Raw genomic sequence first — 17633 nt, 5'->3', positions numbered from 1 at the left:
TTAATAAGTTTAAGTATGACATATAAAGTAATCAGCATGATGGGATTCTATATTTTTCGTTAGTAAAAGTTCCTTGTAGACAAACAAATTGACGATAGTCTAATTAGACTATATTATACAAAGGCGTGAAAAATTAAATGACAAAATCTTTTTTAATGTTAGGTCAATCAAATATGGCAGGACGTGGATTCTTGCATGAAGTAGATCCTATCTATAATGAAAAAATAAAAATGCTACGCAATGGTCAATGGCAAATGATGGCCGAACCGATTAATTACGATCGTCCTGTTGCTGGTGTAAGTCTCGCAGCATCTTTTGCAGAGGAATGGTCGAAAGTCAATCCTGATGATGAAATTGGCTTAATTCCTTGTGCGGAAGGCGGCAGTTCTTTAAATGATTGGCATCCAGAAGGTACCCTTTTTAAACATGCTTTATCTGAAGCTCGATTTGCGCTTGAGTCTAGTGAAATCTGCGGTATTCTTTGGCACCAAGGCGAAAGCGATAGCAACCATGCTCTTCATGAAACATATTATGAGAAATTGGTCCTGATTATTGATACTTTAAGAAAAGAATTAGAACTTGAAGATGTCCCTTTAATCATTGGTGGACTTGGTGACTTTTTAGGGAAAATAGGTTTTGGAAAATACGCAACAGAGTCTCAACAAGTTAATGAACAGTTACTCCGATTTGCTCATACTCAGCAAAACTGTTACTTTGTAACGGCAGAAGGCTTAACAGCCAATCCGGACGGTATTCATTTGGACGCTGTTTCGCAACGAAAATTTGGTTATCGCTACTACGAGGCATTTTCGAAAAAGTGCGATGTCCTAACACCTCTTTCGAATGAAGAACAATCATTAAAAACCAATACTGACTATTCAAAAACAGAACAAATTTATATTCATAGTATGAATATGGCTTTAAGCAAAATCACATACGCTGAATTTGAAGCAAAAATGATGAAGGTGATGCAATCATAATCCCCTTGCTTATACTTGGCCTGCTGATCCAAAATCCTGGAGCGCATGGCTACGAACTACTAACTTTAATGGAAAAACGACATTATAAGTATATCGTTAACTTTACGAAGGGTTCATTTTATTACAACTTACAACAACTTGAGGAAAAAGGCTTGATTGAACAAGTTCATCAAACAATTTCAAGCAATGGGCGCGAAACCCACCGTTTTATTATCACAAATTCAGGAATGGAAGAATTCGAAAAATTAATGGTGAAGTTTGGAACTAAATCCGAATATGTCAACTTACAATGCTATGTGGCGTTACTCTTTGCAGATGATTTCGATAAATATAAATTATTAAAATTAATTCAAGCACAAATTGACCAGACTGAAGCTCGAATTGCTCTCCTCGATGATTATCTAGCCATCACAAAAGAATTTCCTGGTAAAATCGATTATTTTCGCCGCATGAACGAAAATTCTCGTTCTCATCATCAAGTGAACTTAAAATGGTTTAAAGAATTGAAAGAAGAAATAGAAGAGCCCAATGCATAAATATAATATCCCCTATCAATATTACTTAGTAAAATTGATAGGGGATATTTATTTAAGGAATCCATAAAAAGGTTTTCAATAATAGAACATTCCTCTACTTGAAATCACACTGAAATCCTCTAGACATTAAAAAACAGCCCTTTGGACTATCTTAATCCAAAGGGCTGTTTTTTTTAAACGATACATCTTTTCATTACTGGTTTAAAGCCCGCACTTCAATTGGGCACCACAATTCGTACAAGTATTGCATCCGCCCATTTCCTGGACTTCACCCTTACGGCAAACTGGACACGTGTTACCCACTTCCGAACCTATCGTTACATTAGTCGAACGCAGTTCATTAATGGTATCAACCAGAACGACTTTTTTCTTTTCTTCCACATCTGTTAAGCCATCCATTTCAAGCTGCTGTTCCATTTGGTTTTCTTCAGCTTTTAATGTAAGAACCTGGCTGTCACGGCTTCCATCTACATAAACCGTTCCACCTTTTGCGCCGCCTTTATATAAGCGCTCGTACACTTTTTGGACCTGCTCGACGGTATACCCTTTTGGGGCGTTAACCGTTTTACTGATTGAGCTATCAATCCAACGTTGAATGATGCATTGAACATCCGCATGGGCTTCAGGAGCCAATTCCATCGCCGAAATAAACCATTCAGGAAGGTTATCAGGATCGGCTTCAGGATGACGATCCAAGTATTCCTGAACGATGTCCGCTTTGACTTCAATGAATTTCCCTAAACGTCCGCTACGGAAATATGTGAACGAGAAGTATGGTTCAAGACCTGTCGAAACGCCGACCATCGTACCTGTGCTGCCCGTAGGAGCCACGGTCAATAAATGGGAGTTCCGGATACCGTGCTCGGCAATGCTTGTACGAATATCCTCAGGCATCTTCTTCATGAATCCAGTATTCGTGAAGCGCGTTCTAAGCTCATTCGTTTCTTCATCCGACGTTCCCTTCAGGAACGGGAAGCTGCCTTTTTCTTTTGCAAGTTCAACCGAAGCCCTGTAAGCAGACGTAGCAATCGTTTCAAACACTTTGTCCACCAGGATTTTTCCTTCTTCTGATCCATACTCGGTTTCACAATAAATTAGCAAATCATGCAGTCCCATGACACCTAATCCAACCCGTCTCTCGCCGAGTGCTTGTTTTTTGTTTTCCTCTAGGAAATAAGGGGTTGCATCAATGACGTTATCTTGCATCCGCACGCCCACTTCAACTGTTTTCTTAAGTTTTTCGAAGTTAACGGTCTTATTATCTTTATCCGCCATCTCAGCTAAATTGACCGCTGCCAGGTTACACACTGAAAATGGAGCCAATGGCTGTTCACCACATGGATTCGTAGCAACGACTTGCTGTCCATAAGCTTTTGCATTCGTCATCTCATTGGCATTATCAATAAAGAATATTCCCGGTTCTGCTGAGTACGTCGCACAAATGTTAATCAGGTTCCAAAGCTCCTTAGCACGGATCTTACGGTAAACCCGGACTTTATGGCCCATTTTTTCCCACTCGCGTACGTCTCCTACATTGTGCCACTCATCATTATAAATCGCCATTTCTTCCGCGTCGTAGCTTTCGACATCAGGGAAGCGCAACTCATACTCCGTATCTTTTTCGACGGCTTCCATGAACTCTTTGGTTAAGCAGATTGAGATATTGGCACCAGTCAAAAAGTCCGGATTGTGGACGCTATACGTTCCGCCTACGCGAACTTTTTCTTCAGCATCCCTAATGATTTTTTCACTGAATCCACCTAGACCCGGAATCTCTTTATAATTAATGATTCCTTGGTACATCGCCGTTTCTTGTTCGGTATGCGGTGTGAACTTCAATTTATCCGATGCATATTTCTTTATGGTTTCATCTTTTGTGTTCTCCATTAGGTAACGAAGAATCCTCGGATTTTGCATTTTTGAAATAATGAATTCCGCAATGTCTGGGTGCCAATCAGTAAGCATGATCATTTGGGCACCGCGTCTACTTCCACCCTGTTCAACCAAATGAGTCAATTTCGCTATATCATCAAGCCATGAAACAGAACCTGAAGACTTGCCATTGACCCCTTTCGCAAGGGTGTTTCTTGGACGGAGAGTAGAGCCATTCGTACCGACTCCACCACCACGGCTCATGATCTCCATGACTTGCTTTCTATGCTCGGAAATCCCTTCGCGTGAATCTGGTACAAACGGCATGACATAACAATTAAAGTACGTTACATCCGTGTTAGAACCAGCGCCATATAATACCCGGCCGGCCGGCACGAAATTAAGGTCCTTTAATTCTTCATAAAATTTATTGAACCATTCCGTTCTTTTTTCTTCAGTCGTTTCCACTGAAGCCAAACCAGTTGCATTACGCTTGGCAATTTGCTCGTAATATATTTCAAGCGGCTTTTCGATGATATCAAGCGGCCGATTAATGATTCCTGTTTCCACTTCTTCCGGATTATCCAGCACTCCGCGGAACTCTTCATCCACTAAAACCTTTGCCTTTTTCGATTCCCAATCTATTTCGACGATATGGCCAAGACCACGTGCAGGAAATTTCGGATCTTCTTTAATTGTCAATACTACAAAATCGCCAGCAGAGAGTGTGATTTTTTCAGTATCCTTAAAAGAATAACGGTCAAGCATAACTAGACGGGACACGCCCTTATGCATCATTTTCATATCAGCCGTTACAGGATGAACTTGGGGAAATAAAGATATATCTTTATTCAACCTTTCTAGATCAACCTTTAAAGCTTCTTTAATTACAACCGACATAATTCCCTCTCCTTTACATGTTTCAGATCCGTTCTTGTTGCAAAAATCAATATGTAACCTACATGTCCGTTTCGCTTAACAAGTTACACTAAATTTATCATAGCGAAACACAAAATTCAACATGTAGTGTTTAAGTAATTATTTTAGCCACTATATATTGTGTTGTGGTTGATTGTCTTTTAATTTTGTCAAACGGTGAATCAATTAATTGAGTTAGTAAAAGGGAGGAAAATGTCGATTTATAATAAAAATTAGACAGATTTCAATGAATTTGAACATTGCATTTTGCCCGCCTCTTTCAAAGCACTGACGTTACAAGGAATACATGCTTGTTCACACAAATCTGAAAAAACTTATTTATTCCCGACTCTCGCTTCCCCTCTTTTTCTACCTCAAAAAATTCCAGTCATCACTTTCATATTTATTTTTGGCGATGTCCTTCACTTCCTGTAATTGCTTTTCACTCAGCTCATATGGTTTCAAATCAATCGACAGACCCTCAGAAAAACCTTTTTCAAAGGCTGCCTTCGCCTCGGAAATAGTTATTTTTCTACCAGCAATGTCATTGATGGCCACTGCTTTGTTTCTCAGATTGTTTTTCATCTTCTCTTTTACTTTATCATCGGAGAACTTGAATACACTAAATAGCTTCTCCTCATCAAGTTCAAGCAGGATGGCTCCATGCTGAAGGATAACACCTTTTTGTCTCGTTTGTGCGCTGCCCGCAACTTTCCTTCCCTCAACCACCAGTTCATACCAGCTTGGCGCATCAAAGCAAACTGAGGACTTTGGAGATTTCAGCATCTCTTTATCCTGGTCAGTTTCAGGCACAGAGAAATAGGCATCCAGTCCGAGGTTTCTGAACCCCTTTAATATTCCTTCAGAAATCACCCGATATGCTTCGGTCACTGTATTCGGCATTCCCGGATAAGACTCTGGGACAATGACGCTATAGGTGAGTTCATGTTCATGCAAAACAGCCCGACCGCCTGTAGGCCTACGGACAAAACCTAAGCCTTGCCTTTCAACTTCCGCCAAATCGATTTCGGTCTCAGCCCTTTGAAAATACCCGATGGATAATGTAGCCGGGTTCCACCCGTAAAACCGGATCATGGGAGGGATTTCCCCATTACTCTGCCAATTCAAGAGTGCTTCGTCCATTGCCATATTATAAGCAGGTGAACAATCGCCTGAATCAATGAATCCCCATTTTTCTTTCGTCACGATTACCCCTCTTTTCACGTAGGCTTATTAAACCCTCTAAAAAAACTCACAAGTAGTAGTTTACCAGAGTTTAGCAACGTAAAAAAGAAAGTAAGCTATTCCACCAAATATTTATAAATTTTTTTTTGATTATTGGAGAAACCAATTATATAATAGACATTGTCTGTATTCGTTTAGGTAGAAGGGAGTTTTTATGGTTGGATATCTTATATACACTGATTATCATCATAGTAGCCATCGTTGCATATTCACTATTTAATTGGTTCCGTCAACGTAAAATCGTTAAAACCTTAACACAGGAAGAATTTATCGCTAATTACAGAAAAGTTCAATTAATTGACGTACGGGAACCTAATGATTTTGATAATGGACATATCTTAGGGGCAAGAAATATCCCTATGACACAAATGAAGACCCGCTTAGTGGAAATTAGGCAGGACAAGCCTGTATACTTGTATGCTCAAAGTGAAATCATTAGCGGAAGAGCGGCAGCCATGCTATATAAAAAAGGCTACAGGGAACTTTTTCACTTAAAAGGCGGTTTCAAAATGTGGACAGGGAAGATCAAGGCGAAGAAATAAGGCCAATTGCCTAAACCTTACATCTTATCCGGTTTTGAAACATATCATACTGTTCAATAGGGAACTCATGCTTAACAGGCCAAGCATGTTATTTCCCGAGATACATATGAATTTTACCAAATAAAAAACCCCCCGCCATCTGGCAGGGGTTTTTTCAGCATCATGCTTGATAACGAAGAATTGGTTTTCTAGCGGCCAATGTTTCATCCAGGCGTTTAATAACCGTGGTATGGGGAGCCTCCTGAACGATTTCAGGGGTTTCTTCGGCTTCCTTGGCTATTTGTATCATTGCATCTATGAAAGCGTCCAGTGTTTCTTTTGACTCCGTTTCCGTCGGTTCGATCATCATTCCTTCTTCTACATTTAACGGAAAATATATGGTTGGTGGATGATACCCAAAATCAAGTAGTCTTTTCGCAATATCTAATGTACGGACTCCCAACTGCTTTTGCCTCCGACCACTCAATACAAATTCATGCTTACAATGGCGATTATATGGCAAATCGAAAAATGGTTCCAAACGTCGCATCATATAATTTGCATTGATGACGGCATTCTCCGTAACGGCCTTAAGTCCATCCGGTCCCATTGACCTTATGTACGTATAAGCCCTTACATTGATGCCGAAGTTCCCATAATAGGGCTTGACCCTTCCAATGGATTGTGGACGGTCATAATCAAGGACAAACTGATCGCCCTCTTTTGTCACGATCGGTTTAGGCAAATAGGGAATTAAATCCGACTTCACCCCAACCGGACCTGAACCAGGTCCTCCTCCGCCATGGGGTCCAGTGAATGTTTTATGGAGATTTAAATGAACAACGTCAAAACCCATATCTCCTGGACGCACTTTGGAAAGAACAGCATTCAGGTTAGCCCCGTCATAATAAAGCTTTCCACCGGCGTCATGGACAAGCTGTGCCATCTCCAGGATATCCTCTTCGAATAAGCCTAATGTATTTGGATTCGTAAGCATTAATGCTGCTGTATCTGGTCCTACCACTCGCTTCAAGTCTTCAAGGTCCACGAGCCCGAATTCATTGGATTTTACCGTAATCGTCTCTAGTCCGGCAACTGTTGCCGAAGCCGGGTTCGTTCCATGGGCCGAATCGGGGACGATGACTTTCGTACGGTTTACATCTCCATTCGCTTCATGGAAAGCCCTGATCATCATGAGCCCAGTCCATTCACCATGCGCCCCGGCAGCAGGCTGCAAGGTCACTTGATCCATTCCTGTAATATCCGTCAAATGTTCCTGAAGATCAAATAACAACTCTAGAGCACCTTGGACGGTTTCTGAGTCCTGGTATGGATGGATATGGGCAAAACCATTGTACCTGGCGACATTTTCATTAATTTTCGGATTATATTTCATCGTACAGGAGCCGAGTGGATAAAACCCAGAGTCCACTCCATGGTTCCGTTTGGATAAAGCCGTATAATGACGCATGATATCAAGCTCGGAAACTTCCGGAAGCTCGGCTTCCTCCGTACGTATATATTCCACAGGCAGGATTTCTTCTAGTGGAATATCCGCTACATCCATTTCAGGAAGGCTATACCCGATTCGACCGGCTGTACTGATTTCAAAAATGAGTGATTGATCTTGATTATTCATAGTTGATCCCCCAGTTCCTGCGCAAATGCATCGATTTCTTCTTTTGTTCTTAGTTCCGTTACAGCCACTAGCATATGATTTTTCAACTCGGGATAAACGGAGCCCAGGTCAAAACCACCAATCATTTCTTTTTCAAAGAGCCTCTTATTGATATCTTTGTAGGGAAGAGGCAACTTAATGACAAATTCATTAAACGAAGGTCCTTCAAAGACCACTTCAATTCCTTGTGCTTGGAGCGTCTTTTTTGCGTAATGGGCTTTTTGAATATTCTGGACGGCCATTTCTCTGACGCCTTTTTTCCCTAGAGCAGTCATGGCTACAGAGGCTGCCAATGCGTTCAATGCCTGATTGGAACAAATATTGGATGTAGCTTTGTCACGGCGTATATGTTGCTCACGTGCTTGGAGCGTCAATACGAAGCCCCGTTTTCCATCCTCATCCACTGTCTGCCCGACTAAACGGCCCGGGACTTTCCGTAGCAGTTTTTTCGTGACCGCGAAATATCCGCAATGAGGTCCGCCGAATGCGGCAGGAATGCCGAATGGCTGAGCATCACCTGTCACGATATCGGCACCGAGTTTTCCCGGCGGAGTCAATGCACCAAGTGCAAGCGGATTACTCGATACGATAAACATCGATTTCTCGTTATGTATGATTGCTTCCATTTCCTTCAACGGTTCGATGCGTCCAAAGAAGTTGGGGTACTGTACGATAACACCTGCAATATCATCCGAAGCCAGGTCTTTTAAAGCAGCAATATCTGTGACTCCGTCTTTATGAGGAATCTCGATGACCTCCACCCGTTGACCCTTTGCGTAGGTTTTCACCACTTCCCTTGATTCAGGATGGACAGTAGATGATAATAGAATCTTTTTCCGGCGTGTTTGTCCGGCGGCAAGCATGGCCGCTTCGGCTAAGGCTGTTCCACCGTCATACATCGAGGAATTCGCCACCTCCATACCCGTCAATTCACATATCATCGTTTGATATTCAAAGATGGCCTGAAGCTCTCCTTGAGAAATTTCCGGTTGATAGGGAGTGTAGGCTGTATAAAACTCCGAACGGGATAGGACGTGATCGACGATGACAGGTGAATAATGATCATACACACCAGCCCCAAGGAAAGATGCATAGTTTTTCAAATCCGCATTTTTGGAAGCCAGTTTCGATAGTTCCTTCATTAAGGCTGGCTCTGATTTTGCTGGTTTTATGTCATATTCACCTTGAAATCGGACATTTTCTGGTATATCGCTGAAGAGATCATCGACGGATGTGACCCCTATAACTTCCAACATTTCTTTTTTATCCTGCTCTGTCATCGGTAAGTAACGATGTTTCATCTTATGGACCATTCCCTTCTATTTTCGTGTATTTTTATAAAAAGGTGCTTGGATAACAATGGCTTTCAGTCTCTTAGAACGGATTTCCACTTCTACTTCCGTGGATAGACTTGAGTGATTTTTATCGATAAGGACCAATCCTACATTTTTATTCAATGTTGGTGACTGAGTCCCTGTCGTCACTTCGCCAATGAGTTTCTCCCCGTTATATACTTTATAGCCATGCCGAGGTATACCTCTGTCAATCATTTCGATTCCAACAAGCTTACGTGGTGCCCCTTTTTCCTTTTGTTCGGCAAGCACGGCTTTTCCAAAAAAGTCTGACGCCTTATCCGGTTTAACCGCAAAACCAATCCCCGCTTCGATTGGGGTGATGTCCGGCGAAAGCTCTTGACCATAAAGCGGTAGTTTCGCTTCGAATCGAAGGGTATCACGGGCTCCCAGCCCAATCGGTTGTATCCCATCATCTTTACCAGCTTCCAAAATTTTTCTCCAGAGGGCTGGACCATCCTCACTTCGGCAATATATCTCGAAACCATCTTCCCCCGTATACCCTGTACGTGAAACCATCGTGGATATATTATGAATGTGGACATCTTCTTTAAATTTAAAAAAGCCAATTGTGCTTAAATCGGTTTGCTCGGTAATCTTCTGCAATACTTTCTCCGCTCGAGGACCCTGCAGAGCAAGTTGCGCATAATCGTTTGAAACATTATTGATGCTGACACCTTCCATACCATTCGCCTGAAGCCAATTGAAGTCTTTCTCGATGTTGGCTGCATTGACCACAAGCAGATAATCCTCTTCCGCTTTTTGGTAAACGATAAGATCGTCCACGGTCCCCCCATTTTCATAACACATGGCTGTGTATAGCGCTCCGCCCTGTTTCAGCTTGGCTACGTCATTCGTCAGCATCTTTTGTAAAAAAGAAAGGCTCCCGAAACCTTTTACCTCAATCTCTCCCATATGCGACACATCAAATAAGCCACCTCTTGTACGCACAGCTTCGTGTTCATCTTTTATGCCGGTAAACTGCACGGGCAGTTCCCACCCACCAAAATCGATCGTTTTTCCACCGTGCTCACTGTAAACCTCGAATAATGGCGTTCTTTTTAAATCGCTCAAAAAATGACCTCCTTCAATTTTTTTGCTTGTTCTCTTTCACCTGATATTCCTTAAAAAAAAGACACAAAAAAGGACAGAGAAAGCCAAAATGGCTTTTTCTCTGTCCTGAAACCTGAAAGTTTACCTATTATTATAGGTTTTCCCCTTTGGTGGCCGTCATTAAATAATTGGCGCTCTCCAGAGTCGCGTCCGATAAGAGTTCATTTGCCTGAGAGATTCACTGCTAAGTTTGCTCCTTCGGCGCTACATATGTAGATGGTAGTCTCTCCCCTTATCCTCACCCGCATATTGATGGAAAAGACTGAAAATTCCCCACCTGATGGTCATCCATTTGCGTGAAATGGGTACCAATCTGCTCATTGTTGATCTTTGGATAAAGCACTATCCAAATGCTAATACTATAATAACTAAAATTATTATCCAAGAAGAATATTTTCCTTCTAACTTCAGTACTATTGCAATTTTCTAAATATATTTACATCCTACCCTAAGATACTTTACTCTGCAATAACTTTCGTGGAGAAAGATTTTATTAACCTATAAAAAAGTTCATGGTCTAAAGAAACTAAGAAAATTATGTTTTAAGAAGGAGCAAGAATCAATGAAAATCAATATATCCTTCAGTTCTGATTGGAATGATGAATTTCTGCAAAAGATGGAAAACGACGGTCCATGGGGAAATTGGGATCTTTATAAACTGGCCATCCAAATGGAAGAGAACCTAATTATTCCTGATTTCGAAGGCTTACAAGCGCCTAAGCACCTTCAACAACTGACTCCCCTTCCCCATCAATTAGAGGCTGCACGTCAGGTGGTTGAACAGATGAATGGCAAAGCCATATTGGCTGATGAGGTCGGTCTTGGTAAGACTATCGAAGCGGGATTGATTTTAAAAGAATATATGATTCGGGGACTGGTTAAAAAGGTTTTGATCCTTGTACCCGCATCACTTGTCACCCAATGGGCTTTCGAACTGAATACGAAGTTTCATATTCCTGCAGTCGTTCAAAGGAAGAGTTATGTATGGGAATCATGCGACATCGTCATATCCTCCATCGATACGGCTAAGCGAGCCCCCCATCGGGATATCATTTTCAATCAAGAATATGACTTTATCATTATTGATGAAGCTCATAAACTTAAAAATAATAAAACGAAAAATTATGAATTTGTCCAAAATCTTAAAAAGAAATTCTGTTTGTTGCTGACCGCTACACCCATTCAGAATAAAATCGAGGAAATCTTTAATCTCGTTTCATTATTAAAGCCTGGACACCTAGGAAATGCCGCACTCTTTTCCGAAAAATACAAAGGGAAAGGCCGGAACATTCTAGAAGATGAGCACTTAAAGGAGCTTGTCAATACGGTCATGATAAGAAACCGACGTGCCGATACTGGTATTGAATGGACGAAACGGCGTGTAGAGACGATCATCATTGAATTTTCACCAACTGAACAAGCCTTGTATGATGCCGTAACGAAGTTTAAACCAATATCAGACGGAACAAAAGGAAGTGCTTTTTCTTCACTCACCCTTCAAAGGGAAGCATGCAGCAGCCGAGAAGCAGTCTACTATACATTGAAGAATATGAAGGAAAAATACAAAGAACCATCGGCTGACTTTGAAGCAAGATTAGATGATCTGTTTGAGAAAGTAAACCTCACCGAACAAAATTCAAAGGCAGAGAAGGCTTTGGAACTTATTAAGAAAATTGATGACAAGGTCATTATTTTCACCGAATATCGCGCTACACAGCTTTATCTACAATGGTACCTGCAACAGCATGGCATTTCATCCGTTCCATTCCGCGGAGGGTTTAAGCGTGGTAAAAAAGATTGGATGAAGGAACTATTCCAGAAGAAAATCCAGGTATTGATTGCCACCGAAGCCGGAGGAGAAGGAATCAACCTACAATTTTGCCATCACTTGATCAATTTTGATTTGCCTTGGAATCCAATGAGGTTGGAACAAAGGATTGGACGGATTCATCGACTTGGTCAAGAAGAAGACGTCATGATTTATAACTTTGCCACTAAAAATACAGTCGAAGAGCATATTTTGAAATTGCTTTATGAAAAAATCCACTTATTTGAAAAGGTAATTGGAGAATTGGATGATATTTTAACGAAGTTGGATATTAACAATATCGAGGAATATTTAATTGATGTTGTCGGAGAGTCCAAATCAGAAGGAGAAATGAAAATTAAAATGGATAATTTGTCTTCCATGATTCAGTTCGCACAAGCTATGAAGGATGGTGAAATCCATGCAGCAACAGGAAATTCATGATTTTTTAATAACCTACTTTCAATCCAACGCATGTGAAGTGTTGGAAAATACCTCTTCATATCTCACTGTTCAGTTAACGATCGAAATGGATAAGGAACTCATGAACAGACCTTTTTATTGGCACTATCTCGAAAAAACCGGTGGGATACCGAATCCTGGCATGCTTACGTTCATCACCCATCCCGAACTGGCACCGCCTGATTTGAAAGGGGAAATCATTCATTTTGGTTCGCCACGGCTCCACCAAATTATCCAGTCGACCAAGAGGCTGGCAGGTTTCATCAGGCTTTTTGAGGATAGGCCTCCCTTAAAGACGGGCCAAAGTCCACTTTTTCCTTGGCTCACCCAAAATGTAAAAATCTCTTATCAGTGTGACAGAAAAAAAGATATCTTCATGTCCATAGGACTTAATTTAATTTCCGGTGAATTCATAGAAGGATTCAATGAGCGTCTCCTGTCGGTCAAGGTCACTCCCAAAATACCGGATTATTCTTTTACACTTTCCCCCTTGATCATGCCTAAAAGCGGGCTATCCAGACTCGATACGTATATTCGTAAAAGCTTCGAGAATGATGATCATACCTGGGCGGAAGAAGCGATGGAACGGTGGCAGACAGACTTGAATCTATTGGAACATTTTTATAAGGATATGGAAGAGAAAAGCGAAAGCTACTTCACTGAGAAACAGGCATTGCAAGCCCAATATGAGCCAAATATCCAAATTACCATCATCAATGGCGGGCTATTCTATTTATCCGACCAATCATTAGCATAATGGTCTCTTTAGCCAATCATTAAGAAAAGCAGATGTCTATGAATTCAAGACATCTGCTTTCTTTTTTTGACTTTTTTAATGAACATGGACACTGCGAAAGGGACAATTCCAAACCAGTGAGAAACTCTAGGCTCCTTATCCTCTTTCCGATGACGGCGCTTTTCTTTTCTTTCTCTCTTGGTTAAATTGAAATACTGTACGATTTGTTGTGTAATATATTTGATATAAGCGTTCGTAGACATACATTATCACCCATGACCAAGTATGCCCCATATTCGTATTCCATATTCGTATTCACCACAAATCGACACGTTAGTCCTTCAGTTTTTCTATCCATTCTATCACTCTACCTAGTTTTTTATCATATAGAATGATGATTCGGCCTGTTCGCTTATTTTTGGTGATAGAAGAAAATTCGATATAGGCATATCGCACATCCTGCTTCGTTAACCTATAGTGAACATCACCATTAGGATAGGCGATTTCCCCCTGAATGCTTTTGGGTACCTCATCCTCCCATTCGGCTGTCACTTCATTAACGGCCAGATGCACTAAGTGATCGGAAAGTAAGGTCTCTTCTACTTCTTTATAAAATTTTTTATCAATAACGAATTGATCAATCATCAGTATCGTGAACATGATAAAAATACTAGCTATAATCATAACCATTGGGAATATGACTCCTTTTTGATTATTCATCAGCCACCAACTCACTTTTAATGAAGGGATGGAACCTTCGTATAAAGGTCTGACCTGCTTTATCCGTTATATTAAGCACGATGACGTTGCCATCCTTTTCAACCTTCACATTCGAAATGTTCTGGAGTATGACCTCATGGCCCTCCCCGTTAACCCGTCTTCTAAGCTTGTCATTATATTGCTCGATTAAAGACAAATCCTCTCCTGAAAGTAAATATAATTTATTCCCCACAACATCCTGGCTTTTGGAGCTTCTGACTTCCTGTTGCATTTGCAACGTAAAGATCTCCCACTCTTTAGGATGTATTCTATTTTTTGTTCCTATCTGGGATTGAATGATTGAGAAAAACTGGAGGATAAAAAGGGAAAGGGTCAGCAGGATCATTAAGGAAAAGAGCATTTCAATCATGGTAAACCCTTCACTTTTTCGCAACATCACAAATCGATTCATACTTCCCCTTTGCATTTTCATATCGGACACATCCTTCAACCATATCCGGAAACTCCTTTTGGACATTCCAGGTCAATTCATACGATTTTTCCTGGTACGTAATTTCTTCGTGGATAGCCTGTATTTCCCCATCCATATATGCCAACAATCTTTCATACAGCAAATGATGGGCATCCGCCCTCAAAACTACGTTCTTACGATTGGACATCGAATCTTCAAGAATAGGAAGCATGGAAATCACTAGGAATACACAAATGGAAAAAGAGGCTATCATTTCTAAGTAGACGTATCCTTTACTGTTTCTCAATCCTGAACCTCCCTTTACCGATATTGACCACCAGCTTGTATTTCCCCTTTGAAGTATCAATGGTCATCGTACCGGCTTTTGAAGCATTTCCATATTGATTGAAATAAAAAGAAGCCCCTAATGTCCCATTCATGAACTGTACGTCCGGCGGTATCTTTCTCTCTAGTATCACTTCTTCCTTATAAGAGTAAATCGTGTAAATATCGTTATCCACATAGAAATAAATTAAGCTTTCGTGACTTATTGCATACTGTTGTGCATAAAAAATATCTTCATTCAATTGATTAAGGAACATCTTATTGTGCATTCCCTTTGAAAAACTTGGATATAGGTTAAGGCCTAGAGTGCTTAATAGAATAAATACCACAAGGACAATCAGGGTCTCGGACATGGTGAATCCTCCGGAGGAAGGGCTATCCTCCCCGAATTTTCTACTCAACGACTGTAACCTTTCCTTTATTGTCAATGCTGATGCTGTCCCCATTCGGACAGGATTTCTGTTTAAGGTATCCTTGAGTTTCCAAATCATTAATACCGGAAGGCAACTTGGAATTGTCTATCTCATAAGCTTGGACTTGGGCCTGAACCATTTTGACAAAAGCCTCACACCCCTTAGAATGGATGGTCGATTGATGCTTCGTGATGTTCGGTATGGTGATAATCAGCAGAATCGAGATGACGAGCAATACAATAAGCATTTCAATTAACGTAAAGCCTTTTTCGTTTAAATATTTCTTCATATTAATCTGCTAATTACGAAAATAACAAGAATGCACTCAATATTTTCTGAGCAGATTCACCTCCCATTTTTTCTTGTACCTTATATTCCATCTAGTAGAGAAAACATCGGCAATAAGACAGCCATATAAATAGAAATAATCAATAGCCCGATTATAGAAAAAAGAAGAGGTTGTATGACTTTCATGATGGTGTTCATCCTCTCTTCAATCTTTTCCAATAAAAAACGGCTGTAATGGAGTAACTCAGAATCAAGCCTGCCATACTTTTGTCCATTCGCTGCGATAATCGACAAGTTCTTATCAAAGTACGGTTGCTCTTGAAAGATGGTTTCTAGCGACCTGCCCTCCATTAAATCATCTTTAATGATGGAGCAAAGCTTTTGATAAAATGGTTGCTGCTGGTTTACGGAGAATAATTTAATGCTCTCATTAATAGAAAGTCCACCAGCGAGGAGACCGCTGAACTGACTTGCAAAAAAATACGTTTCATACAACTTGATGAAGGGTCCTGCCAACGGAATCTTCATCAATAATCGCCGTTGTCTTAATGGACATAGTTTGTCGAACCAGAATTGTTTGAATAAATAGAAGATAAGGAGCATTCCAAGTAGGATGAAGGGGATCAGCGGGAGGATGACTGAGGATGCAGCCAACACATTCAGGATCATATTCTGTTTAACATTCATCGTCTGAAAAATCGTCTGAAACTTGGGGAGAAGGACACTTTGCAGTACATAAAATACAATGCTCACAAAAAAGAACAGGAAAATCGGATAGATCATGAGTTTTTTCACTTTTTCTGTATCTTCCGTCCGTTTCTTCCAGTAGTCCCCACCTTCCTTCAATGCTCGATCAAGGTCGCCATATTGTTCGCCATAAAATATAAAACTTACAAGCTCTGGATGAAACGTAAGATTCGTCAACACTTGATGCAAAGGGTGCCCACTCCTTAAATCCTGAATGGCCTGATTGAAATCCCCAGCCTTTTTCTTGGATTCCTGAAATTCCAGGAAGTGGATCGCCTCGGCTAAAGGATAACCATGAGCTAATAATTCGCCCAGCTTCGTTATAAAGACAGCCTGTTCTTTCAACGTCCATTTACTTTTTGGTTTCTTCGTAAACCAACCGTTCAAATTCATCGAGATTCACATAGCCCATCGCTACCGCTTTCCCAATTTCGTCTTTCAGCTGACGATAGGTGGCTTTCCCCTTTCCTTTTTCCTCTTTCGTCACCTTCAAGACTTCCGCTAGACTTTTTCCAGTCAGCAACTCATATACGCTGGCCCTTTTATTTCGGTAGGTCATGGAACAATCGGGTGCACACTCGCCCTCACAATGCGGGCATTTCAATTCCACCAGTCTTTGCGCCGTCACACCAATCAAACTCTGTTCAATCTCCAGCCAGCTTACACCGAACTCTAGAAGCCTAGAAATGGCTCCTTGAGCATCCCTTGTATGCATAGTAGTAAGGATTAGATGCCCGGTCAATGCGGCCCGTACTGCAATCTTTGCCGTTTCGGAATCCCTAATTTCCCCGACCATGATAATATCGGGATCATGTCTAAGTACCGCTTTTAAACCGACTGAATACGTAATGCCGGCCTTTTCATTAATTTGGACCTGTAACACTTTATCAGATTCATTTTCTATAGGATCCTCAAGCGTGATGACATTTCGGTTAATCATTTCTTGTGCATGATGAAGCAAGGAGTATAATGTTGTCGTTTTCCCACTTCCAGTAGGACCCGTGAAAATGATCATCCCATGGGAATGTTTCAAAAGCGCTATCAGTTTTTGAGCGGTATTGGGAAATAAGGATAACTGTTCTAGAGGTAGGATATTCTGTTGAGGAATTAAACGGATAACCAAACTCTCGGAGTGAGCTGTGGGTAGGGTGGAAAGGCGAAGTCCAACCACTTTATTGGCGAGATTGACGGTAATGGCTCCGCTTTGGGGCCTTCTTTTCTCGCCAATATCCATTGCGGCAAGAAATTTAAGATGGGAAATGAGCCTCTCGGTTTCAAAAAAGGATAGGGTTTCTTGTGGTACGAGCCTGTTGTCGATTCTAAATTGAATAAGTGGGCCTTCCTTGCGTGGTAAAACGTGGATGTCCGATGCCGAGAGTCTAATGGCACTGGTAAGGATTTTTTCTGCTGTTTTTTCAGTTGATATCAATCATTCATCACCTCCAGATT

18 protein-coding genes and 2 riboswitches are annotated in these 17633 nt (G+C 41.0%); of the genes, 5 read left to right on the top strand and 13 right to left on the bottom strand.

The features are described 5' to 3' along the window. Positions 1-137: 137 nt before the first annotated feature. Positions 138-980, top strand: coding sequence for a sialate O-acetylesterase (locus ACIQXQ_RS07940; RefSeq protein WP_402956559.1), 843 nt, complete (start codon positions 138-140; stop codon positions 978-980). Further along, complete coding sequence (locus tag ACIQXQ_RS07935; RefSeq protein ID WP_402956963.1) at positions 977-1516, top strand: PadR family transcriptional regulator; 540 nt, start codon at positions 977-979, stop codon at positions 1514-1516. The genes ACIQXQ_RS07940 and ACIQXQ_RS07935 overlap by 4 nt, the downstream gene beginning before the upstream one ends. A gap of 201 nt (positions 1517-1717) precedes the next feature. Here the strand turns inward: ACIQXQ_RS07935 and ACIQXQ_RS07930 are convergent, their stop codons facing one another. Both ACIQXQ_RS07930 and ACIQXQ_RS07925 read right to left on the bottom strand, forming a co-directional pair. Continuing rightward, positions 1718-4288, bottom strand: coding sequence for a vitamin B12-dependent ribonucleotide reductase (locus tag ACIQXQ_RS07930; RefSeq protein WP_402869454.1), 2571 nt, complete (start codon positions 4286-4288; stop codon positions 1718-1720). A gap of 387 nt (positions 4289-4675) precedes the next feature. Then, on the bottom strand, positions 4676-5512 hold the full coding sequence (locus ACIQXQ_RS07925; protein WP_402956557.1) for a lipoate--protein ligase family protein: 837 nt from the start codon (positions 5510-5512) through the stop codon (positions 4676-4678). Positions 5513-5709: 197 nt separating this feature from the next. Here ACIQXQ_RS07925 and ACIQXQ_RS07920 point away from each other — a divergent pair, with 197 nt between their 5' ends. Then, positions 5710-6093 carry a rhodanese-like domain-containing protein gene (locus tag ACIQXQ_RS07920; protein WP_402869458.1) on the top strand — a complete coding sequence of 128 codons (384 nt, stop codon included), beginning with the start codon at positions 5710-5712 and terminating at the stop codon, positions 6091-6093. Positions 6094-6253: 160 nt separating this feature from the next. Here ACIQXQ_RS07920 and gcvPB read toward each other — a convergent pair whose 3' ends face one another. Genes gcvPB through gcvT form a run of 3 tightly spaced genes read right to left on the bottom strand, consistent with a single transcriptional unit; the run spans position 6254 to position 10176 of the window. After that, entirely contained in the window at positions 6254-7711 is a 1458-nt protein-coding gene (gcvPB, locus tag ACIQXQ_RS07915; RefSeq protein WP_402956555.1) for an aminomethyl-transferring glycine dehydrogenase subunit GcvPB, read from the bottom strand. Beyond that, entirely contained in the window at positions 7708-9051 is a 1344-nt protein-coding gene (gene gcvPA, locus ACIQXQ_RS07910; protein WP_402956553.1) for an aminomethyl-transferring glycine dehydrogenase subunit GcvPA, read from the bottom strand. The genes gcvPB and gcvPA overlap by 4 nt, the downstream gene beginning before the upstream one ends. Positions 9052-9069: 18 nt before the next feature. Next, positions 9070-10176, bottom strand: coding sequence for a glycine cleavage system aminomethyltransferase GcvT (gene gcvT, locus ACIQXQ_RS07905; RefSeq protein ID WP_402956551.1), 1107 nt, complete (start codon positions 10174-10176; stop codon positions 9070-9072). Between the two features lie 98 nt (positions 10177-10274). Further along, positions 10275-10359: riboswitch (glycine riboswitch) on the bottom strand. Between the two features lie 3 nt (positions 10360-10362). Beyond that, positions 10363-10457: riboswitch (glycine riboswitch) on the bottom strand. 320 nt (positions 10458-10777) lie between these two features. On the opposite strand from gcvT, the gene ACIQXQ_RS07900 reads away from it, so the two are divergent. Together ACIQXQ_RS07900 and ACIQXQ_RS07895 are read left to right on the top strand one after the other, a co-directional pair. Continuing rightward, entirely contained in the window at positions 10778-12466 is a 1689-nt protein-coding gene (locus ACIQXQ_RS07900; protein WP_402956549.1) for a DEAD/DEAH box helicase, read from the top strand. Further along, the gene (locus tag ACIQXQ_RS07895; RefSeq protein WP_402956547.1) at positions 12444-13241 is read left to right on the top strand and encodes a YqhG family protein; all 798 of its coding nucleotides are present in this window, start codon (positions 12444-12446) and stop codon (positions 13239-13241) included. Before ACIQXQ_RS07900 ends, ACIQXQ_RS07895 begins: the two co-directional genes overlap by 23 nt. Before the next feature lie 44 nt (positions 13242-13285). Here ACIQXQ_RS07895 and ACIQXQ_RS07890 read toward each other — a convergent pair whose 3' ends face one another. From ACIQXQ_RS07890 to comGA, 8 genes are all read right to left on the bottom strand, one after another. Beyond that, positions 13286-13483, bottom strand: a complete 198-nt coding sequence (locus tag ACIQXQ_RS07890; protein WP_402869469.1) for a YqzE family protein — start codon at positions 13481-13483, stop codon at positions 13286-13288. 70 nt (positions 13484-13553) lie between these two features. Next, positions 13554-13910: a competence type IV pilus minor pilin ComGG gene (gene comGG / locus ACIQXQ_RS07885; protein ID WP_402869471.1), complete on the bottom strand. Its 357-nt coding sequence runs from the start codon at positions 13908-13910 to the stop codon at positions 13554-13556. Between the two features lie 22 nt (positions 13911-13932). Beyond that, a complete protein-coding gene (gene comGF / locus ACIQXQ_RS07880) occupies positions 13933-14412 on the bottom strand; it encodes a competence type IV pilus minor pilin ComGF (RefSeq protein ID WP_402869473.1) in 480 nt (159 codons plus the stop codon). Then, a complete protein-coding gene (locus tag ACIQXQ_RS07875; protein ID WP_402869475.1) occupies positions 14360-14698 on the bottom strand; it encodes a hypothetical protein in 339 nt (112 codons plus the stop codon). Before ACIQXQ_RS07875 ends, comGF begins: the two co-directional genes overlap by 53 nt. After that, positions 14685-15089, bottom strand: a complete 405-nt coding sequence (comGD, locus tag ACIQXQ_RS07870; RefSeq protein WP_402956545.1) for a competence type IV pilus minor pilin ComGD — start codon at positions 15087-15089, stop codon at positions 14685-14687. The genes ACIQXQ_RS07875 and comGD overlap by 14 nt, the downstream gene beginning before the upstream one ends. 40 nt (positions 15090-15129) lie before the next feature. Beyond that, positions 15130-15438 carry a competence type IV pilus major pilin ComGC gene (gene comGC, locus ACIQXQ_RS07865; RefSeq protein WP_402869479.1) on the bottom strand — a complete coding sequence of 103 codons (309 nt, stop codon included), beginning with the start codon at positions 15436-15438 and terminating at the stop codon, positions 15130-15132. An 80-nt stretch (positions 15439-15518) separates the two neighbouring features. Continuing rightward, positions 15519-16577 (bottom strand): competence type IV pilus assembly protein ComGB, encoded by a 1059-nt coding sequence (gene comGB, locus ACIQXQ_RS07860; RefSeq protein ID WP_402956543.1) that lies wholly within the window; start codon positions 16575-16577, stop codon positions 15519-15521. Next, on the bottom strand, positions 16537-17613 hold the full coding sequence (comGA, locus tag ACIQXQ_RS07855) for a competence type IV pilus ATPase ComGA (protein ID WP_402956541.1): 1077 nt from the start codon (positions 17611-17613) through the stop codon (positions 16537-16539). Before comGA ends, comGB begins: the two co-directional genes overlap by 41 nt. Between the last annotated feature and the right edge of the window lie 20 nt (positions 17614-17633).

It is taken from the genome of Peribacillus sp. NPDC097198, assembly GCF_044762055.1.
Taxonomy (GTDB): Bacteria; Bacillota; Bacilli; order Bacillales; family DSM-1321; genus Peribacillus.
Note: the sequence above shows the minus strand (reverse complement) of the source record. Positions and strands in the feature narration are given on the sequence as shown.